This is a genomic window from Sphaerisporangium sp. NPDC049002, assembly GCF_040649355.1.
Lineage (GTDB): Bacteria > Actinomycetota > Actinomycetes > Streptosporangiales > Streptosporangiaceae > Sphaerisporangium.
This window is the reverse complement of sequence record NZ_JBEZFH010000002.1, coordinates 64,440-85,605: the sequence shown is the minus strand read 5'-3', so window position 1 is coordinate 85,605 and position 21,166 is coordinate 64,440. Positions and strand designations below refer to the sequence as shown.

The following is a 21,166-nucleotide window of genomic DNA, read 5'->3' as shown; positions in this document are numbered from 1 at the left end:
ACCGTGACCGACCTCGCCCCTCTGCCCCCGCCCGCGCCGCCGAGCGGCTTCGGGCGGCTCCCCCTCGGACGGTGGTTTCTCATCGCCGGGATGCTCGTCGCGCTCGCCTTCGTCGTCGGCACCGGCCTCACCATCGCGACGATCAACGACATGCGCGTCGCCCGCGAGGCCGTCGTCGACGTGATCGACCCGGCCGTCCTCCGCACCCTGGAGATCGCGAACGCGCTGTCCGCCGAGGAAGGCTCCATCCGCACCTACGGGCGCACGAACGAGGACCAGTATCTCCAGGACTACAAGACCGGTCTCGCGGAGGAGGCGACCGCGACGGCCAAGCTCACCGCGCTGATGTCCCGCGTGCCCGAGGGGACGGCCAGGGCCGACCTCGCTCGCCTGGTCGACGCCTCGGCCGCCTGGCGCCGCGACTACGCCGACGTCGTGATCGCCAAGGTGCCGGAGCTGAAGAAGCAGACCGCCACCACCTACGCCCAGGTGAACAGCCTGCGTTTCACCGCCGTACGGGACGCGCTCGACGCGCAGCAGCAGAACCTCGGGCGGCTGCACGATCAGGGCAGCGCCCGCATCGAAGCGGGCTGGCGGACCTTCTACCTCGTGCTGATCCTGCTGGCGGTCGTGGCCCTGGGCGCCGCGGTGACCTTCACGCTCATCGTCAGGTACATCGTGCTCCGGCCGATCTCCCAGCTCACCCAGCAGGTGAGGGCCGTGGCAATGGGCGACTTCGACCGCACGCTGCAGGTCGAGCGGCCGGCCGAGCTGGCGGAACTGTCCGGCCGCGTCGACGCCATGCGCGGGCGCATCGTGCGCGAGTGGCGCCGCGCCGCCGAGGCCCAGCGGCAGCTGTCCGACCAGACCGCCGAGCTGCGCCGCTCCAACGCCGAGCTGGAGCAGTTCGCCTACGTCGCGAGCCACGACCTGCAGGAGCCGCTGCGCAAGGTCGCGAGCTTCACGCAGATGCTGGAGCAGCGGTACGGGGACCAGCTCGACGACCGCGCGAAGCAGTACGTCACCTTCGCGGTGGACGGCGCCAAGCGCATGCAGCTACTGATCAACGATCTCCTCGACCTCTCCCGCGTCGGCCGCGTGGGCGGCGAGAAGGCCCCCACGGACGTACAGAAGGTGCTGGACACCGCGGTGGGGAACCTTTCAGCGCAGATCGAGGACACCGACGCCACCGTGACCCACGACGAGCTCCCGGCGGTCTTCGGCAACCGCGTGCTGCTCACCCAGCTCTTCCAGAACCTCATCGGCAACGCTCTGAAGTTCCGCTCCGGAGAGCCGCCCCACGTCCACATCTCCGCCAGGGAGCAGGGGGACATGTGGGAGTTCGCGTGCGCGGACAACGGCATCGGTGTCGACAGCAAGTACGCTGACCGAATCTTCCTGATATTTCAGCGTCTGCACCCACGGGACGTGTACCCGGGGACAGGCATCGGCCTGGCGCTGTGCAAGAAGATCGTCGAATTCCACGGCGGGAAGATCTGGCTGGAAGACTCGGTCGCCGGCCGGTCAGGCACGACGTTCCGCTGGACCCTGCCCGCGATTCCTGGAGAACTGCATGGATGACTACCGCTTCATCGACGTCCTGCTCGTGGAGGACGACCCAGGAGACGTCCTGCTCACGCAGGAGGCGTTCGAGCACAACAAGGTCCAGAACACGCTGCACGTGGTGAGCGACGGCGAGCAGGCCATGGCGTTCCTGCGCCGCGAGGGCCAGTACGCGGAGGTGCCCCGGCCCGACCTGATCCTCCTCGACCTCAACCTGCCCCGCAAGGACGGCAGGGAGGTCCTGGAGGACATCAAGGCCGACGCCGACCTCAGGAGCATCCCCGTGGTCGTCCTGACCACCTCGGAGGCCGAAGAGGACATCCTGCGGAGCTATCATTTGCACGCGAACGCGTACGTCGCCAAGCCGGTGGACTTCGACCAGTTCATCCGGGTGGTACGGCAGATCGATGATTTCTTCGTGACAGTCGTGAAACTGCCAAGAACCGGTCAACGTTCCTGAGCCTGACTGCGACGTGACGGGAATCACACCAGGTCAGTCGAAAAAGTGAGTGACCCTTCTCACACAGAGGGATCCCACCGCCGTAACGTAGGGCCCCACCGGCACGCGCGCGGCTGTGTGACCGGCGCGACACCACAGCGCGCGCGGCACCCAGCCAAATGTGAAAGCCCGGACCCCGCACCCATGAGGCGAGGGGGGTCCGCGGGAGGTGGAGAGTTCTCCGATGACCCAGACAACGGCCGGTCGGCCGACCAATGAGCCGGCGCAGAGGAAGCAGCGGGCCCAGATCAAGGCCCGCACGCTGCGCACGGACCGATGGTGGTTGGCCCCGGCTATCACATTCGCGGCGCTCGCGTCGTTCCTTGTCTACGGCCTGTGGGCGATCTTCGACAAGAGCTACTTCGTCGAACCCTACATCGCCCCTTTCTCGTCGCCCTGTCTCGCGACGTCCTGCCCCGAGGGCGCGCGGTTCCTCGGGCTCGCGCCCTTCGGCGACTGGTGGAAGCTTCCGCCCGGCATTCTGATCCTCGGCCTGCCGGCCGGGTTCCGCTTCACCTGTTACTACTACCGCAAGGGCTACTACCGCGCCTTCTGGCTCTCGCCGCCGGCCTGTTCCGTGGCCGAGCCGCACAAGAAGTACACCGGTGAGACGCGCCTGCCGCTGATCATCCAGAACGTCCACCGCTACTTCTTCTACGGCGCCATCCTCATCGCCGCGGTGCTGACCTGGGACGCGGTCCTCGCGCTGCGCGACGCGCACGGCAACTGGGGTCACTTCGGCCTCGGGACGGCCATCCTGTGGATCAACGTGGTGCTGATCTGGGCGTACACGTTGAGCTGCCACTCCTGCCGCCACATCACGGCCGGACGGCTCAACCACTTCTCCAAGCACCCCGTGCGCTACAAGGCGTGGACCTTCGTCTCGAAGCTCAACTCCAGGCACATGCTCCTGGCCTGGCTGTCCATGTACTCCGTCATGCTGGCGGACCTCTACGTGCGGCTCGTCGCCAAGGGCATCATCAACTTCCCGTTCGCTTAAGGATCACAGTGGAAATCGAGCGTCACGAATACGACGTCGTCGTCATCGGAGCGGGCGGCGCCGGACTCCGGGCGGCAATCGAGGCCCGGCAGCAGGGGAAGCGCACCGCCATCGTCTGCAAGTCCTTGTTCGGCAAGGCCCACACGGTCATGGCCGAGGGCGGGGCCGCCGCGGCCATGGGCAACGTCAATCCCGCCGACAACTGGATGGTGCACTTCCGTGACACCATGCGCGGCGGGAAGTTCCTCAACAACTGGCGGATGGCCGAGTTGCACGCCAAGGAGGCCCCGGACCGCGTCTGGGAGCTGGAGGCCTGGGGCGCGCTGTTCGACCGCACCAAGGACGGCAAGATCAGCCAGCGCAACTTCGGCGGCCACGAGTACCCCCGGCTCGCCCACGTCGGCGACCGTACGGGCCTGGAGCTGATCCGCACGCTCCAGCAGCGGGTCGTCGCCCTCCAGCAGGAGGACGAGAAACTGCACGGCGACCCCGAGGCGTACATCAAGGTCTTCGCCGAGTGCACGATCACCCAGCTGCTGAAGACTGCTCCCACCGAGGACGCCCCTATCAGCGGCGCCTTCGGCTACTGGCGCGAGACCGGCCGTCTCATCTGCTTCGACGCGCCCGCGGTCGTCCTCGCCACCGGCGGCATCGGCAAGTCCTACACCGTGACCTCCAACTCCTGGGAGTACACCGGTGACGGGCACGCGCTCGCGCTGCTCGCCGGGGCGAAGCTGATCAACATGGAGTTCATCCAGTTCCACCCGACGGGCATGGTCTGGCCGCCGTCCGTGCGCGGCATCCTGGTCACCGAATCCGTACGCGGTGACGGCGGGGTGCTGCGCAACTCCGAGGGCAAGCGGTTCATGTTCGACTACATCCCCGAGGTGTTCAAGGACAAGTACGCCACCACGGAGGAGGAGGGCGACCGCTGGTACAACGACCAGGCCAACAACCGCCGCCCTCCGGAGCTGCTGCCGCGCGACGAGGTCGCGCGGGCGATCAACTCCGAGGTGAAGGCCGGGCGCAACTCCCCGCACGGCGGCGTCTTCCTGGACGTGTCGAGCCGGCTTCCCGCCGCCGAGATCGTCAAGCGGCTGCCCTCGATGCACCACCAGTTCAAGGAACTGGCCGACGTCGACATCACGGCCGAACCTATGGAGGTCGGCCCGACCTGCCACTACATCATGGGCGGCGTGGAGGTGGACGCCGACACAGGCGCCTCGTCGGTGCCGGGCCTGTTCGCGGCCGGTGAGGTCTCGGGCGGCATGCACGGCTCCAACCGCCTCGGCGGCAACTCGCTCTCCGACCTGCTGGTCTTCGGCCGCCGCGCGGGCGCCGGGGCCGCCGAGTACGTCGACGGCCTCGCGGCCAGGCCCGTCACGGCGGAGGAGACGCTGAAGAACGCCGAGATCGAGGCCATGGCCCCCCTCTCGCGGACGGGCGGGGAGAACCCGTACGAGGTGCACCACGAGCTCCAGCGCACGATGAACGAGCTCGTCGGCATCATCCGCAAGGCCGAGGAGGTCAAGGAGGCCCTGGAGGTCGTCGAGAAGCTCAAGGAGCGGGCGGCCAACGCCGGGGCTCCGGGCGGGCGCATCTACAACCCGGGCTGGCACCTCGCGATCGACCTTCGCAACATGCTGCTCGTCTCCGAGTGCGTCGCCCGCGCGGCGCTGATCCGCGAGGAGAGCCGCGGCGGGCACACCCGCGACGACTTCCCCGGCATGTCGGCCGAGTGGCGGCGCAAGCTGCTGGCCTGCGGGGTCACCCCGGACGGCGCGGTCACGATCGAGGAGAAGCCCCAGCCTCCCATGCGGGAGGACCTGATCACGTTGTTCGACCGGGCGGAGCTCAGCAAGTACGTCACAGCCGACGAGCTGGCGGACTTCGACGCGCTCGTTAAGGAGTCCTGATGGGTTACAAGGCCAAGTTCCGCATCTGGCGCGGCGAGGGCGGCGAGGGCAGGCTTGAGGACTTCGTCGTCGAGGTGAACGAGGGCGAGGTCGTCCTCGACGCCATCCACAGGCTGCAGGCCACGCAGACCCCCGACCTCGCGGTCCGGTGGAACTGCAAGGCCGGCAAGTGCGGCTCCTGCTCGATGGAGATCAACGGCAAGCCCCGGCTCGGCTGCATGACGCGCATGTCGACGTTCGAGGAGGACGAGACGATCACCGTGACCCCGATGCGGACTTTTCCCGTCATCAAGGACCTGGTCACGGACGTGTCGTTCAACTACCAGAAGGCCAGGGAGATCCCGTCCTTCACCCCGCCGGACAACGTGGAGCCCGGCGAGTACCGCATGCAGCAGATCGACGTCGAGCGGTCGCAGGAGTTCCGCAAGTGCATCGAGTGCTTCATGTGCAACAACGTCTGCCACGTGATCCGCGACCACGAGGAGAACAAGGCGGCCTTCGCCGGCCCGCGCTTCCTCATGCGCATCGCCGAGCTGGACATGCACCCGTACGACGTGGCCGACCGCAAGGACTCCGCGCAGGAGGAACACGGTCTCGGCTACTGCAACATCACCAAGTGCTGCACCGAGGTCTGTCCCGAGCACATCAAGATCACTGACAACGCGCTGATTCCGATGAAGGAGCGCGTGGTCGACCGGAGGTACGACCCGCTGGTCTGGCTCGGCAACAAGATCTTCAAGCGCTCGTCGAGCTCGTCGGGCTCCAAGGCCGGCTAGAACCGGCCGTACGTGGCGACGGGCCGCTGACCGTGATGGTCAGCGGCCCGTGCGCGTTTGAGCGGCCGTACAGCGCCCGTGGGCTGCCTGGAACGGAGAGGGTCGTCGTACGGGGCTGTGAGCGCCGTACGGCAGCGGCTGTGCGACGCCTCAGGAGGAGCCGCGGCGGAAGCGGCCCAGGAGGCCCCGGCTGGGCTTGCCGTCCGGCAGAGGGGCCTGCAACGTGGCCTGCTGCCCACCCGGCGGTGGCGGGTTCACCCCACCCGACGCTGGCGGGTTCACCCCACCCGGCGGTGGCGGGTTCACCCCGGCCGGCGGCTCGCCGGGGAGCGGCTGGGGCCCTGCGGCCGGGAAGGTCGGCGTGGACTCGGGGCCCTGCCCGGGGTGCGGGTGGTCCTCCCTGCGAGGCCACGGCTCGGAGGGGCCCACTGCGAGCGGGAGCGGCCCGCTCAGGCCCTGCTCGTACGCGATGCCGTACCCCTGCGGGTCGTACGGGACGCCCGGCCCGCCGGGATACCCCTGGACCGGCACGAAGCTGATGATGGGCGCGTACGCCGTGCCCCCGTGGTAGATCGGGTAGCCCGGCATGGGATAGGCGCCGGGGACGTCGTCACGGTGCCGGCCCGGCGAGCGGGGCCCGGCCCTGCGTACGGCCGCCGCGTGCGCCGTGCGGCGGATACGGCCCTCGAAGATCAGCACGCCCAGCATCACGAGGACGGCCAGCAGGACCCCCGGGATGGCGAGCTTCTTGCTCAGCTCCATCTGGTTGTACTCGGGGGACGCGTTGCGGATCTCGATGGCCACCGAGTCGGGCGTCGGCTCGTCGAAGGACGGACTCGGCTCGGAGGTCTCGGACGGCGTGGAGGTCGGGCTGACCAGGGCGAGTGACACCTGGGGCTCGGGGGCCACGCTCTCGGCCGGAGGCTGGGTCGTAGGCACGAGAGGCTCGCTGGTGGGAATGGCCGGCGGACTCACCGGCGGGGGCTCCAGCGTCGGCGTCGGCGGCTCGATCGGGGAGGTCTGCGTCGCCGTCGGCTTGGGCGTCTTCGTCGCCTTCGCGGTCGGCTTCGGGTCCACCGTCTTCGTGCGGGTGACCGTGGGATCGGGGCTCTCGGTGATGGTCACCGTGACGGTCGGCTCGGGCTCCGGCGACTGGTCGGCCGGACTATCTGTGATGTCAGGATTCCCGGGCTCGACCCACGTGGGATCGACCAGGGCGACCTGCGCCGCGTTCGCCCTGGGAGCCGTCATCGGCGCCGTCACGAGCAGGACGGCGCCGGTGAGGCCGATCGATGCCGCCACCGCGGACACGGCCGTCATACGCGCGCGTCCGCTCACCGCTGCCCTCCGCCTCGCCACTCTTGCCGATCAAACTAGAGAACATCCTAGTTGGGCAAAAGTAACAGGAAAGGGCGTTCAGCGACACCGATCCATTCAGAGTCCCAATTTCCTGGAAGCCCGCCTGCGCCGGAGCCTCATCTGCAATGCCAGTGCTCCCAGCAGCAGCCCGACTGCGGCGACGGCGGCGGGGAGCCCGCGCACCATTTCGAGGTCATCTTCCTCGGTCCCTGCCACCAGGTTCGGGGTCGCGGGGCGCATCTCCTGGGGGAGCGGCGCTCCCATCGCCGGAACCTGCGGCGCGCCCGCCCCGGGAACCTGACCGGGCGCCGCCATCTGGCCAGGCGCCGCCATCTGGCCGGGGAAGGGCGCCTGGCCGGGGATCGGCATCTGACCGGGGACTGGCCGCTGACCCGGGATCGCGCCCTGCGCGCCTCCCGGCAAGGACGGCTGGATGCCCGGAGCCAGTACGGTGCCCGGCGCCGGGTTGGGCACCGGGGTCGGGACCGGCGCGGGCGGCATCGCGACCGCCGGCGGCATCTGGATCCCCGCGCCGTTCAGAGGCATCATCCGCGGACCCTGGACGGGCGCGGGCATGGGCGCCTGGAGCGGCATCGGTGCGGGAACCGGGATCATGGGCGCCGGGTGCGCGACGGCCTTTCCGGGCCTGGCGGGAGCGCCGGGCGCCGGGTGCGGGATCGCGGACGGCGCCTTGAGCTTGGCCCCCGGCCGCCGCGACGCACCGGTGATCGGCTGCGCGTCGTCCGGCGTCATCCGGGAGCCCGGACGCGACTTCGGCGTGGCCTCCTGGTCGCCGTCGGCCTGGGACTCCGGGCCGGTCAGGTCGACGGCCCTCTCGGCCGGTCGCGGAGTGCGCTCTGCCGGGATCTGGCCCTCAGCGGGCGTCGCGGCCTCCACCGGCTGGGCGGCTCCCTCGGGGTCGCCCACGCCCGCGGATCCGGTCAGGCCCTTGGCGCTCTCGGTTTCCTTGGGGTTCGCGGTGTCCTTGGCGCTCTCGGTTTCCTTGGGGTTCGCGGTGTCCTTGGCGCTCTCGGTTTCCTTCAGGTTCGCGGTGTCCTTGGCGTTCAGAGTGTCCTTGGCGCTGCCGATGTTCTCTGCGCTCTTGACGGGCGTCTCGGCCGTGCCGACGGTCTTCGGCAAAGGGCCGCTCAGGCCCAAGGTCAGGGGGTACTCGCCGACCGGCTCCTTGGGGGCCCCGCCCTTCGCGACGTCCCCCTTGAGGGCGTCTTCCCCGCCGGCGAGCGGGCCTGCGGCCGTACCGAGACCGGCCTCCCCCGGCTGCTGTCCCTGCGGGATCGATCCGGGGCCGAGCCCCTGGATCTCGCCTTCGTTCCTGGACTTGGGGGCAGGCACACCCGACTCCGGCTCCGGGCCCCGCGGGCCGGACAGCCCTGATGGGCCGTCCAGCTTGATGTTGACGTCCGCCATGCGGCGGATCCACTGCACGCCTCCCGGGTCGCGCATCTGGGCGACGGCGAGGACGCCGACCTCGCCCGCCCGGCGCGGAACCCTCAGCGCGACGTCCACGGTCCTCGGACCCGAGATGTCGCCGAAGTCGCACAACTGCGGGCGCGAGGCCGGTTTCACGGGCAGGCCGGCGGGGGTGTCGCAGCCGACCGAGGAGAATGCCTCCCTCGGAGTGGCGGCCACGGCCAGGAGGCCGCCCTCGGCCGGGCCATCCAGCCTGACGCGGAAGTGCAGGAGATCGCCCTCACGGATCGGCCTGTCGTGCCGGCCATGCTCGCCCACGCCCACCAGGCGCACGCTGAGCTGGGCGCCGTCGGCCGCGTCCGGCGGCTCCACGGAGCCGTATTCCGATCCCGTCGCGGCGAGAGACACCCCCCCGCCTCCCAGCGTCAGCGCCCCAACGCCGACCACGGACACCACATGGGCACGTCGCCACCAACCGGCCACCGCAGATCCCCGTCCCCCGATACGATGCGCGACAAACTAGTCACGCTGTGTAACTGTTATCTCACACCGTACTGGGGATCACGCCTCAGGGATCAGATTCTGTACAGCCCGCACAATGGGCAGGTCAGCGGGAAGCCAAGGGATGTCGAAGAGCTCGTCAGGACCGAGCCAACGCAACGCCAAGTGCTCATGGGGGTGCGGAATGCCCGAGATGAGCCGTGCGAGCCAGACGCGCATCACGTACCCAGGGCTGAGCGGCCAGTCGCCGCCGATCCTGTCGCCCACCGTGATGTCGACGCCGAGCTCCTCCTGACACTCCCGGACCAGCGCCTCGTGGTCGCTCTCGCCCGGGTCGACCTTGCCGCCGGGGAACTCCCACCCCCCGGCCACCTCCGGAGGCGCGGCGCGCTGGGCGGCCAGCAGCCTGCCCCCCTCGACGATGGCCGCCGCGACAACAATCTTCTCCATGTGGGTAAAGACTAAGGAGTCTGCCCCGGGTCTGGCTCCTCCCCATATCGAGAATGCGGCAAGTGGGCGGAATGACCCGTTCTAAGTGAGGCCCAGCCGCTTGAGTTGCCCGACAACGGCCGGATTCTGGAGCGGGCGAGTGTAGCCGACGATGTTGGGGCGGTCGCGGTACGTCGTCATCTTGATCGGTCCGCAGAGCGTGCACCGGGCCTCCACCATCTTGCCGGGCGAGACGATCAGGCCGACGTGCCCCGGACTGTTGGAGGAGGTGCCGGGCCCGGCGTTGAAGAAGACCAGGTCTCCCGGCTGCTCGGAGCCCTTGGCGACCTTCGCGCCGAACGGCCACTGGCCGAAGGTCGTACGCGGGATCGACAGCCCGGCCGCGCGGTAGGCCATGTAGATGATTCCCGAGCAGTCGAAGGCGTCCGGCCCCGTGCCGCCCCAGCGGTACGGCTTGCCTCGCTGGGCCAGGGCGTACTCAAGGATCTTGCGGACGATGTCGGTCGGAGCCGCCTCCACGATGGGCGAGTCGCATTCCGGGTTCGCGTCCGGGGGCAGCTCCAGCGTCCCGTCGGAGGCGTACCGCCTGGCGATCACCAGCACCTGCTCCACGTACCACATCGCGTGGTTGTAGACGAAGAGCGCCCGCTTGAGGTCGTCGGGCGCTCCGTTGCGCTTGAGCATCTTGGCCGCGCCGAGGATCGCGTCGGCCGGGTTGTACACGTCGGCCCAGCCGTCGTCGTCGCCGTCCGAGGCGTACCCGCTGAACTTCGACGGGATCTTGATCTTGGCCTTGCCGCCCCACGTGCTGATCAGGAACTGCATGGGACCGGCGGCGCCCGCGTAGTTCGTGCCGCTCTTCACTCCGGCGAGGTTGGACCGGCCGTGGTCGGTCTCACGCTTGCCCACGGCGGCGAGCACGGTCCACTGGACCCCGGTCTTCTTGCCCCACTTCTTGTACAGCTCCAGGTAGTTCGCCGGGATGTCCGACTGAGCGGTGGTGGAGACGTTCGTGACCTTCGTGACCGTGTCCGTGCAGTCACCGCCGGCCGTGCCGCCGCCACTGAGGAACGAGGGGAACGTGCTCATGAGCATCGGCGCCATGATCAGCGTGACCAGCACGACCCCGGCGAGCCCGATGAGCAGCGCTATGCGCACACGGGAGGTCACTGCGTGGTCCCGTCGCCGGTGTCCCCGTCCTGGCCCGCGTCGGCGCGCTGCATGTCGAACACCCGCCACTCGGTCCCGACCTGGGTGAGGGTGATCGCGTAGTCGGTGCCGCGCTCCTGCGGCCCGCTCTTGGCGGTGATGTTCTGCACGACGGTGACCACGAACACGATCGAGCCGTCGGAGATGTTCCTTATGGTCCTCAACCGCGCCGATCCCTGGGAGACCACCTCGTCGGCGCGGTCCTGGTCCACCTTGGCCGGCGTGGTGACGTCCCGCGCGAGGACCGCACCCATCTCGGCCGTGGTGAACCCCTTCAGCCGCTCAGCGTAGGACGCGGGGTCCTCGTCGTACCGGTACGTCGCGTAGGAGGTCGCGAACCGCTGGGCCGCGTCCGCCGCCAGGGCGATCTGCTCCTTGGGGATGGGCAGGAACCTGTAGATGTCGAACGAGCCGGGACTGACCGCCGGAGCGGGAGACGCACCCGACTGCGGAGCGGCGAGGGTCGAGACCACCGCCGCCCTGCCGGAAGGGTCGCCGTCCTGCGAGCCACCGGAGGCGGGCCGCATGGACAGATAGATGCCTACGGCCGCCAGTGCGACGACCACACCGGCGAAGACGAGCCCTCGCCGGTCGTTGACCTGCACCATCGTCAGTCCTTGTCGCGATCGGCCGGGCGCAGCCAGAAGGGCGCCTGCTCGGCCTCACCGCGTCCGGAATCGGAGCGTGGCGGCAGCCAGAGCGGTGGAGCCTCACCGGAGGACCCCGACCGCCCGTTCCCGGACAGCCAGCCGGACGACCCGCCCGACGACCTGCCCGACGAACCCGAGGACCTGCCCGGCGAGCCGCCCGATGACCTGCCCGACGAACCGTTCGACCTGCCGGACGAGCCGCCGAACAGGCTGCCCGACGACCCGCCGGACGAACGGCCGGACGAGCCCGAGGATCCGCCGGACGACCCGCCCGACGAACGCGGCGCGGAACCACCGGAGGAACGTCCAGACGACCCGCCGCCGCCCGAAAGGCCACGGGGCCCGCCGGCCGTGGAGCGCGGAGCCTTCGGCGCCGCCCCCTCGGAGCGGCGGGAACCCCCGGAGGACCCGCCGGACGAGCCGCCCGAGGAGCCGGACCGTGAGGCCCACCCGCCACCGGACCTGCCGCCGAACCAGCTACCCGTCGACCCTCCGCCTCCCGTGCCCGTAGTGCCGCCGCCGGTGCGGGTCGCGGGGCGCGGGCTCGGGACGTTGGTGGCTCCCCCGCCGGGCCCCGCGCCGCCCGGACGGCCGGAGCCGCCCATGCGCCCGGACAGGTTGAGCGGCGGAGCCGCCCCGGGACGCGGGACGGCGGTGCCGCGCCCGGTCGCCTTGCGGCGCAGGCCCGCCTGCCCGTCGGCGTCCAGCGGGGCCGGCTGGGCGCCAACCGGGACGCGCGTGCCGGACTGCTGTGTGGCCCCCGGGGTGACCTCCTCGCCCCTGACGCGGCCCTGGGCGACCGTGGAGGCCGTCGCCGCCGCCGCGCCTCCGGCCGCCATGGCCGCCGCGTTGATGACCGGCTCGGCCTTGCGCAGGCCCCAGCGGCCCATGCGCGCCGCGGCCACCGGCGGCAGCGCGTTCGCGGCCCGGGACAGGGTCGGCGCCGAGGCCGCCTCTCCCAGCATCCGCGTGGCGAGCGTGTGCCCGTCCATGGAGGAGAACAGGTGCTGGAACGGACGGCGGTAGAAGAACACCGCGATCGTCAGCAGCGCGATGAACATGATCTGCATACCCCACGGGAGGTTCGTGGAGATGATCAGCGCGTAGCCGTACACGAGCACGCCGAGCACCAGCGCCAGCACCGCCTGGCGGAGCAGCGTGCCGACCAGCATCTCGACCCAGCGCATGGCGATGATGCGCCCGGAGCCGGGATGGACGCCGATCAGCAGGAACACCGGCCCGAGGATGAGCAGCAGCAGGAAGCCGATCTTGAGCGCGATGAGCGACACCGCCACGAGGAAGATCAGCACGCCCGTGACCATGGCCGCCATGAGCGCGCCGATCGCGATGCCGAGCCTGCTCGTCCAGTCCTTGCCCTGGAAGAGGAAGAACATCGGGGTGCTCTCCAGCGGCTTGGCGACCTCCTCCTCGAACCTCGCCTGGTGGGAGCCGGAGCTCGGCTTCTGGCCCGAGGTCTGCTCCTGGACGTCGGTGGCCTGGATGTCGAGCGTCTTGGCGCCGAAATCGCGCACGATGTGGGCGGAGGGGTCGGCGGTGCCGAACTCGCCCATGAGCCACGGCTTGCAGACGAGCGTGGACCACAGCGCGTCGGCGTTCTGGGCGACGCCCGGGGTGCCGCTCTGACCGTAGCCGCCGGGTCCAGCCTTGGCGTTCGTCTCGCCCTTGGTGGGCAGGCAGGACGCGCCCCCGGCCCCTGGCAGCCCGCTGAACGCCGAGTTGACGATCTCGCCGGTCTTGTCGGTCACCGTCTTGCCCAGGCCGGTGAAGTCGCCCGGGCGGCTGAAGAACCACACGGCGACCGTGACGGCCAGGATCATCCAGATCACGCCCTCGGCCGTCGTGCTGGCACGCTTGCGGATCAGGCCGTACCACGCCAGCCACACCGCGCCGAGCAGGATGACCACCCGCAGGTACGGCCAGTACATGGCGTTGGCGAGGTTCGTGACGATGTCGTCGACCATGTCCTTGATCGACTGGAGCGGTCCCTCGGTGGCCGCCGCCTGGTAGGTCGTGATGGTCATCCGGTCGATGGCCTTGGCCCAGGAGAAGACCGTGTTGGCCCACGCGTTGCCGAGGACCGCGGCCACGTCGTTGCAGCCGAGGCCGTAGGTGTGCCAGAACTGCCCGGCCATGCCGTACCGGTCGTAGTTGGTCAGCGGCTCCGCCACCTTGCCGGCCGTCGCGGTGCCGGTGGCCGGCGAGTACGCGTCCGGCGACCCGGCACCGCCCGTGCCCCCCGTGCCGCCCGCGCCCGTCGCGCCCGTACCGGGCGCGGGGTCGGGCGGGGGTGGCTTGACGAGCCCGTCGACGCCACCGCCGACGATCTCGGGCGCGAGGTCCGGTGACAGGTCACACGGCCCGGCCGCGCCGGCCACGGTCGGAGAGAACGCGATCGGCACCACAAGGACGCTCGCGAGGATTGCGAGGACCAAAACGATCTTGTGCCGCAACCGTCTCATGCGCTCGCTCCACTCGCGCGCCCCAATGGCGCCCTCGGTCCACGGTGCTTGTGACGTCTCATGACCGCACCTCCTGCGCAGCCCCCGGCCTACTCGCCCGCCCACGAGGATCATGCACGCTCTCGTCGGGTTTGTCGTGGGTCGGATTGGTGTCCAGCCAACGCAGCAGGTCCTCGGAGATGAGGTCCACCCCTATACGGCCCGCGCGGCCGTCCAGATCACGGAAGATGCACTCACCGTTGCCCAGGGCCCGCAGCGCCCCCTTGTGCTCCTCGGACGGCTCCACGCCGAGCAGTGCCATCACGTGGTCCACCTCGACACGCTCGGTCGAGCGGAAGGCGAACACCGAGGAGAGACAGTTGGTGACCTGCTCGTTCAGCAGGTCGCCCGCGTTCTGGGAGACCAGAACCAGCGCGGTGTTCCTCGAACGGCCCATGCGCGAGACCTCTGGCACGAGCTTGGCGCCCTCGGGCGTCGAGGTGATCGCCCAGGCCTCGTCGAGGAAGATGGCCTTGGGCGCGCGACGGTCGAGGCCGTTCATGAGCCGCCGGGCGAACTGCGACACCAGGTACAGCAGCGCGACCGACAGGCGCTGCTCGTAGGAGTAGTCGTCCCGAGCCGTGGCGACGTCGGGCAGGGTCAGCCCTCCGAGGGTGAAGACCGTGGTCCAGCCCTCGGTGTCGATCTGATCGCCGCCGGAGGGGTCGAAGCAGAGCCGGGCCAGGTGCATCTCGGCCATCGAGCGCAGCACCGCGCCGAGGTTCCTGGAAGCGGGGTCCTCGGCCTCCTCCAGGTGGTCGACGACCTTGCCGAGCGACGGATCGGGCGCGTTGGACACCGTGGACACGGCCTGGATCATCGCCGACTCGCGCTCCTCCGACATGCGCGGAAGCAGCAGCCGCAGGGTCTCGGTCGCCATGGTCTTCTTGGCCGCGATGTCGTCGCCGAAGGAGAACGGATCGAGCAGGCCGGGGGCCGCCGAGCCCAGCGGGATGATGCGCGCCTTGCGCCCGCGGTTCTGCAGGAGCTGGACCAGGGACTCGGCGTCGCCCTTGGGGTCGATGACCGCGACCGTGACCCCGCGCAGCGCCATCTGGTAGATGAGCAGCAGCGCGAGCGTGGTCTTGCCCCCACCGGGCTCTCCGGTGATGGCGATGGCGGTCGGCCGGTTGCGGGTGGCGGCCACCAGCGGGTCGAAGTGCACGATCGAACGGGCGCGCCCGAGGGTCTCCCCGATGTACGGCCCGGCCCACCCGGCCCCGCTCTCGTCGATGCGGTCGCCGAGGTCGACCGTGGCCGTGGCCATGCCCCCCGCGATCGTCCGCAGCGGCTGCCGCTGGGCGTAGGCGTTGACGCGCACGCGCTCACCCGGCAGCGCCTCGCAGAACAGCGAGAACTGGTCGCCCGTGGAGTTGACGATGTCGATGCCCATGTCGCGGTAGTGCTCCACGACGGCCTCGACGCGCTGCACGCACATCTCCTCGGTGGGCGCGGCCACGATCAGCCGGTGCCAGCCGTACACGAAGGGCAGCCGCTCCTTCGTGATGCCGTGCTCCAGCATGCGTGCCGCGTCGATCTGCTCGGCCAGCGCGATGGGCGCTTCCGCGCCGGCCTCACGGATGTGGATGTCCATGTCACGGGCGTGCGCGAGCTTGCGCGCGACGTCCTTGCTCGCCTTGACCGGGGGGATCAAGCGCATCCGCGAGCTGACTTCCACCGGAAACGGTAACTGGTCGATGAAGTGCAGCCACGGCTCCCCGTCGGGGAACGGCATCAGGTCGGGGAACCTGGCGAACGACAGGTGCGCGACATAGGAGTCGCCCGCGGGCTGCTGGATGCGCAGCAGCGACCTGCCGTTGTGGATCTGACCCTCGACCAGCGACTCGACCTCGCCCTTGCCCCACCGCCTGGACGGGGTCGCCGACGACGGCGGGTCGCCGAGCGAGCCCGACGCCGCGTGCCGGAACAGCCAGGCGACCTCACCGGACGAGGCATGGCGCGCGTACAGGGCGCTGGAGCCGAGGGCCCGGCCGAGGCGCTCCGCCTGGTCGGTCCACTTGTTGATCTCGTTGTCGGGGACGTGGTCGTCCTCCAGGCCCAGGGTCTTCTCGCTGCGCTGGTAGAAGCCGAACAGCTGGGCGAGCACCCCGGTGCCGAGCTGCGCGCCTCGCGGCCCGAGCCGCACCCCGAGGTAGACCTCCTTCGACCAGAAGTCCTTGGCCCAGACGTGCCGGTACATGTCCTCCAGGTAGTCGCGCCAGCCGTCGCCCTCGTCGGAGGTGGAGTTGAGCGCCATCGCCCAGTCGGCCGCGGGATAGGCCCGGTGGGCCACCCGCAGGTGTACCTCGGCGTCGGTCATGCGGATCGCGGCGAGGGCGATGGTGATGTTGGTGGCCAGGGCCTCCCGCTCCTCCGCGGTGACGAATTCATAGCTCACCGTCGGAAGCCGGAAATATGCCCATGCCGATGAGTCGGTGAGGAGGATCCGGTCGTCGAAATAACGGACGGCCAGCCTGCTCCTCGACCGCGACGATCTCGCCATCAGCCGGCCCGCTCCCCGCGCTGGGCACGCTCCCTGGTCACTGGGCCACTTCCTCCTCGCTCGGGCGGCTCGCCGCCGCCAGGCCGCTTGCCACAACTCCCGCGAGGGCGACGTACGCCCTGCGGCCTCCGGCCCGGAGATGGGTCAGCTCGGCGGGGCCGGGATGTCCGGGGGCGAGCTCGTCCTCCCAGGGGACGCGGACGATCGCGCGGCACCGGCCCCGGGCCACGGCCTCCGCCTGCTCCACACCGCCCATGCTCCGGCGGCTCACACCGTTGATCACCATGATCGCCCGCCGCCGGAGCTCGGTCGACCCGTGCCCGTCGAGCCAGTCGAAGGTCATGGCCACCGCGTCGGGCGCGTCCTCGCTGGCCGGGGCCACCAGGATCAGCTGGTCGGCGTACGGCAGCATGCGCGCGGCGACGGCCGCGGCGGGGTCGACCAGGATCAGCCTGTAGTGGCGGTCGAGCACCCGCATGGCCTGCGCCAACCGCTGGTCGGAGAACAGGCCCTGGTCGGCGAGCCTGCGGGCCGCCGCGGTGTCGGAGTCGGAGGCGATGACCTCAAGGCCCGACTCGCAGCGGGTGGTGTACGCCCGCATGCTGAGGTAGCCGCTCACGCCGTCGAGCCCCGCCAGCAGGGAGGTCAGCGTCTCGGGCGAGTCCGCCGGGATCCGGCCGGTCAGCGTGTGGTCCCCGGTGTTCGCGTCGACCGCGACGACGCGGTCCTCGCGGTAGCGGGCCAGGGTGTGACCGAGCATCAGCGTGGTCGTGGTCTGCCCCGCGCCGCCGGTGCAGCCGAGCACGACGACTCGGCGGCTGCCGGTGAGCACCGTGCGGGCCCTCGCCTCGTCGGTCTCGATGCCGTCGTTGCGGCTGGGACCACCGCCTCCGACCACCACCTGGGCAAGGCGCCGCCAGCCTCCGGACTGGTCACGGCCGACGACGGACTCGACGCGCCGCACGCGCGGCTCGTCGCCCGTACGGGGAACCGGCACGGGAACGGACGGCGCGGCCGGATCGGCGGTCGTGCCCGGCCCCGGCACCGCCCGGATGGACAGCGGCGGAGGCGCCTGCTCACGCGCCGCCGGTCGCACCGGACTCCTCGGCGACACAGGCTCGGACACGCCGGGCCTGACCGTCTCCGGCCTGACCGTCTCGGACCTGACCGTCTCCGGCCTAACCGTCTCGGGCGTGCGCGACCGGGAGACCGGCCAGACCGTACGGGCCTCCGGCAGCCGCGTGTAGGCGGCGGGGCGCGGCGGCTGTCCCTTGCGGTGCTGCTCGCGAACCTCCGTCTCCGCATCGGGATCGACAGAGGCGGAAACGCCCCCGGCCGCCGCGTGCTCCAGCGTGCCGCCCTGAGGCTCGGGTGCGGCCATCTCACGCTCGGAAGCGGCAACCCGGGGCTCGGAGACGGCCGGCTCACGCTCAGAGATGGCCACCCGGGGCTCGGAGACGGCCACCTGGGGCTCGGAGACGGCGAGCTCACGCTCGGAGACGGCCGGCTCGGGCTCAGGGGCGGCCACCTCGGGCTCGGAGGGGGTCAGGTGGGGCTCGGGCGCGGCGGGACGGCGTTCGGAGGAAACGGCCTGGGGCCTGGGCGTCGCCGGACCACGGCTCTCCGCGGACGCCGCGAGCCTGCGCAGGCGGCGCAGCGCCTCGGTGCCGATCGGAGCGGTGGCCGGAGCGGCGCCGCCGGTCTCCGCGGTCGCGGGTTCCTGGACGGGCCGGTCCGCCTGCGGGGAAGCGGGGGGCATCGCCAGACCCTCGACCGGCGCGACCCACTTGGGCACCGGCACGTCGGCGACCCGATCACCCTTCGGCGTCGCGACACCGGCGACCCGATCACCCTTCCGGACCGGAACGTCGATGACCCGGTCGGGCTTCGACACCTCGGCGGTGCGGTCGGGCCCCGGCTTCGGCGGGATCTCGGTGACGCGGTCGGAGGTGGGCCTTGGGGGTTCGAGGGCCAGGGGCGACATGGTGGCGTCGGGCGAGGTGACGGGAGGAAGGCCGGGAGCGGACTGGCCAGGGACGGACGGGGTGGCCACGGCGCCCCAGGTGAGGCGGGGCCGCTCGGACAGCCGGACCGGGGCCTCCGCCGCGGGCAGCGTGTGCACGGCCGCCGCGGCGGCGGCCACGGCGGGACGTACCTCGCCCGGGACGGCCGCGCCCCTGCGGGAGCCCGCCTTGACGGACGGGAGCTGGCGTGAGGGGCTCCAGACCTCCAGCCCCTTTCGGCGGGGCGCCGTGTGCCGGGGCTTCGCCCTGGCGCCGCGCCGCGCCCTCGCGGCGGACTTCGCGGTGTCGGCGGACGCGAGAAGCGCGACCTGCGGGGCCGACCGCCACACCCGCGCGGAGAACGTGATCTCGTCGGGCTCGTCGACCGGCGCCAGGCGGCACCAGGCCTTCGGCTCGCCGAGGTAGCGGATCTGGGACTGGAGCAGCTCGTTGAGCCGCTTGCTCTCGATCACCGGACGCGTCGACAGCCACGTCACGACACCCGGCGGCACGAGGTAGAGCACGTGCCACGGCGCGTCGAAGGGAATCCTGACGAGCCACAGAAGGATCGACCATGGGACCAGAACGCCCACGAACACACCGATCCAGACGATCGGAAGCGGCATCGGCAGCCGGAGGTCGTACAGCTTGTAGAGCCGCTTCTCAATCCGCCAGATATTGGTATAGGTAGGCAGGTCCACCCGATCCTCCTCTCCCTCTCACGGCCTTCCGGGTGCGCTCACTTGATGCCGAGCGCCCCCGCGATCGCCCTGGCCGTCACCTCGATGACGTTGGGCACATAGAAGATCACACCGATCGCGACCGCCAGGATGATGAACTGCACGAATCTGGTGATCTCCCGCGTGAAGAGGAAGAAGATCGCGACGACGGAGACCACGACGAGGAACAACGGCGCGAAGAACTTGCGCAGGAAGTCCGCGAGGCCCGCGGTGTTCACCCCGCCGGACGGTGGCGCCGACGGCGTCACCAGCGCCAGCGAGTGCTCCACGATGGTATTCAGAATCAACTTTCGTCCTCCTGCTCATGGTCGCGCTGGCCGGTCGTCGAACCGGTCCGGGTTGTCGCGCTCCCTTTGCCGCTCCCTCGCTCCCATCGCCGGCCGGCCTCACTCCGCGGACCGGGTCGCACCGCGGATGCTCTTGATGTACCAGTTGTCACCCTGCTTCTCCACGAGGAGCCGGTAAGCCTGCTCCAGCCCGGCCGCCTGCGCGCCGGGATCGGTGTTCGTGGCGGCGGGAGACGGAGTGGCGCCCGTGGAGACGGCCCACACGACCACGGCGGTGATCTCCCGGCTGGTGCCGCCGGGGGGAGCGCTGACGCTCTTGAGCTGGGCCAGCGTGACGGTGCCGTCGAAGCCGTCGAGCGTCACGCCTTGGGCGACATAACGCTGCAACTGCGTGGCGTCCCCGGCGGCGTACGCCTTGAAGAAGCCTTCGAGCTGCGGTCGCAGCTCGCCCTCGGCGGTGTCGTCGTGCTCCACCTGTGCGGGCTGGGGCAGGCCCGCGGGCCCTCCGGCCGGCAGCAGGGCGGGCTGGCCGGAGACCACGAACTTGCCATCGGAGTAGTAAACCGGCACGGAAAGCTTCCAGCGCTGCGCACCGGATTGGGCAAAAACGGTCACAATGGCATTTTGGGAGTCAATGATCTCGATACCGGAGAACTGGTAAGCACCCGATGACATGCGGCCGAAGCCATTCCAGCCGAACTGGCGCTCGGCGCCCACGGGAAGAAATGGCTTCAGACGCTCGGCCCTGTCGTCGGGCTTCGCACCGTCGAAACTCAAATAGGCCGCCGCGAACTGGCCCGCGAACGCCGCGGCGTCGGCCTGGGGGAACCCGGTCACCGTGGGGCTCGCGGTAGCGCCCGTGGGCTCGCTTCCCTGGGCCATGCGCTCGATCGGGGCGCGGACGCCGTTGACCACGATCACGATGATCACGGCCCAGAGCACGGCCCTGCCCGTCCAAACCAGCCAACGCCCGCCCCCACCGGACCATCCGCCGCGGCGGGGCGCGTTACGTCCCCGTGCCGGCATGAGCTCAGGGCCTGGATCGTAGGGCGACGGAGGGTACGCTGAACGCTCGGGTTCGCCAGAGGTCCGCAGACCGTGCTGGACGTTTGACCTGCGAGCCATCACGCCTCCGCTCGCGCCGATCCCCCCGGCTGACGCGCTGTCGTCTTACTGTCGATCCTGTTATCCATGGTGAAGTATTCACTTTAGCCGCCTCACCAATTGTTCCAGGAAAGCCACGCCCATGCTGCAGGCATCCACGTAGCAGACCAAGTCGGTCTTCCTCCGGTTTCGGGAACGCGCCCGCCGAGTTCACCCAGGACACGGGGCCCTTGTTCACCGGTGAGCCATCAGCCAAATTCGCGACAAAGCACGCATTAGGGACAAAGCTCGCACCAGGCAGAAACCGCTTGCGCAGGAGGCATGATCCCTGCTCACGCAGGTAAACGGACCGCGCGCGCCGATCCGCGAAGACCTCTCGATGGAGACGATGGAGACGATGGAGACGAAGGCGGCAGGCTCGGCCGGGAGGCAGCGAACCGTCCGCACGCACCGGCCTCCCTTCCGCCAGGCTGCTCGTGCGGGTCGGCGCACGGCGGCCATGTCACGGCCGTCAGACCCCGGCGGGGCACACAACCGACCCAAACACTGGAGATTACGCGCGGCGGGAAGCCGTGCTCGATTACCTGACAGCCAGGCATTGCTATCCGCGGGTCACAAGGTCACGCGCCGGCCGGCCCGTTTCGGGACAGCGGGCC

15 protein-coding genes are annotated in these 21,166 nt (G+C 70.4%); 5 read left to right on the top strand and 10 right to left on the bottom strand.

What is annotated here, in order from left to right; translation table 11 throughout:
- Positions 1 to 3: 3 nt before the first annotated feature.
- The 5 genes from AB0B89_RS01050 (at position 4) to AB0B89_RS01030 (ending at position 5,754) form a co-directional block, all read left to right on the top strand.
- Positions 4 to 1,581, top strand: coding sequence for an ATP-binding protein (locus AB0B89_RS01050; RefSeq protein WP_358546221.1), 1,578 nt, complete (start codon positions 4 to 6; stop codon positions 1,579 to 1,581).
- Complete coding sequence (locus AB0B89_RS01045; protein ID WP_358546218.1) at positions 1,574 to 2,023, top strand: response regulator; 450 nt, start codon at positions 1,574 to 1,576, stop codon at positions 2,021 to 2,023. The genes AB0B89_RS01050 and AB0B89_RS01045 overlap by 8 nt, the downstream gene beginning before the upstream one ends.
- A 223-nt stretch (positions 2,024 to 2,246) precedes the next feature.
- Positions 2,247 to 3,062, top strand: a complete 816-nt coding sequence (locus AB0B89_RS01040) for a hypothetical protein (RefSeq protein WP_358546215.1) — start codon at positions 2,247 to 2,249, stop codon at positions 3,060 to 3,062.
- An 8-nt stretch (positions 3,063 to 3,070) separates the two neighbouring features.
- The gene (locus tag AB0B89_RS01035) at positions 3,071 to 4,978 is read left to right on the top strand and encodes a fumarate reductase/succinate dehydrogenase flavoprotein subunit (RefSeq protein ID WP_358546212.1); all 1,908 of its coding nucleotides are present in this window, start codon (positions 3,071 to 3,073) and stop codon (positions 4,976 to 4,978) included.
- On the top strand, positions 4,978 to 5,754 hold the full coding sequence (locus tag AB0B89_RS01030) for a succinate dehydrogenase/fumarate reductase iron-sulfur subunit (RefSeq protein ID WP_358546209.1): 777 nt from the start codon (positions 4,978 to 4,980) through the stop codon (positions 5,752 to 5,754). The genes AB0B89_RS01035 and AB0B89_RS01030 overlap by 1 nt, the downstream gene beginning before the upstream one ends.
- Positions 5,755 to 5,904: 150 nt before the next feature.
- On the opposite strand, the gene AB0B89_RS01025 is transcribed toward AB0B89_RS01030, so the two are convergent.
- From AB0B89_RS01025 to AB0B89_RS00980, 10 genes are all read right to left on the bottom strand, one after another.
- Positions 5,905 to 7,092 carry a hypothetical protein gene (locus AB0B89_RS01025; RefSeq protein WP_358546206.1) on the bottom strand — a complete coding sequence of 396 codons (1,188 nt, stop codon included), beginning with the start codon at positions 7,090 to 7,092 and terminating at the stop codon, positions 5,905 to 5,907.
- Positions 7,093 to 7,188: 96 nt separating this feature from the next.
- The gene (locus tag AB0B89_RS01020; protein WP_358546203.1) at positions 7,189 to 8,952 is read right to left on the bottom strand and encodes a hypothetical protein; all 1,764 of its coding nucleotides are present in this window, start codon (positions 8,950 to 8,952) and stop codon (positions 7,189 to 7,191) included.
- Positions 8,953 to 9,105: 153 nt separating this feature from the next.
- Positions 9,106 to 9,495: a (deoxy)nucleoside triphosphate pyrophosphohydrolase gene (locus tag AB0B89_RS01015; RefSeq protein ID WP_358546200.1), complete on the bottom strand. Its 390-nt coding sequence runs from the start codon at positions 9,493 to 9,495 to the stop codon at positions 9,106 to 9,108.
- Between the two features lie 81 nt (positions 9,496 to 9,576).
- Positions 9,577 to 10,665, bottom strand: a complete 1,089-nt coding sequence (locus AB0B89_RS01010) for a bifunctional lytic transglycosylase/C40 family peptidase (protein WP_358546197.1) — start codon at positions 10,663 to 10,665, stop codon at positions 9,577 to 9,579.
- Positions 10,662 to 11,312: a hypothetical protein gene (locus tag AB0B89_RS01005; RefSeq protein WP_358546194.1), complete on the bottom strand. Its 651-nt coding sequence runs from the start codon at positions 11,310 to 11,312 to the stop codon at positions 10,662 to 10,664. The genes AB0B89_RS01010 and AB0B89_RS01005 overlap by 4 nt, the downstream gene beginning before the upstream one ends.
- A gap of 2 nt (positions 11,313 to 11,314) precedes the next feature.
- Positions 11,315 to 13,834, bottom strand: a complete 2,520-nt coding sequence (locus AB0B89_RS01000; protein WP_358546191.1) for a hypothetical protein — start codon at positions 13,832 to 13,834, stop codon at positions 11,315 to 11,317.
- Positions 13,835 to 13,892: 58 nt separating this feature from the next.
- Entirely contained in the window at positions 13,893 to 16,376 is a 2,484-nt protein-coding gene (locus AB0B89_RS00995; protein WP_358546188.1) for an ATP-binding protein, read from the bottom strand.
- Positions 16,377 to 16,413: 37 nt separating this feature from the next.
- Positions 16,414 to 19,080, bottom strand: a complete 2,667-nt coding sequence (locus AB0B89_RS00990) for a TcpE family conjugal transfer membrane protein (RefSeq protein ID WP_358546185.1) — start codon at positions 19,078 to 19,080, stop codon at positions 16,414 to 16,416.
- A 38-nt stretch (positions 19,081 to 19,118) separates the two neighbouring features.
- On the bottom strand, positions 19,119 to 19,376 hold the full coding sequence (locus AB0B89_RS00985; protein ID WP_358546280.1) for a hypothetical protein: 258 nt from the start codon (positions 19,374 to 19,376) through the stop codon (positions 19,119 to 19,121).
- Positions 19,377 to 19,505: 129 nt separating this feature from the next.
- A complete protein-coding gene (locus AB0B89_RS00980) occupies positions 19,506 to 20,336 on the bottom strand; it encodes a conjugal transfer protein (protein WP_358546182.1) in 831 nt (276 codons plus the stop codon).
- Positions 20,337 to 21,166 lie beyond the last annotated feature (830 nt).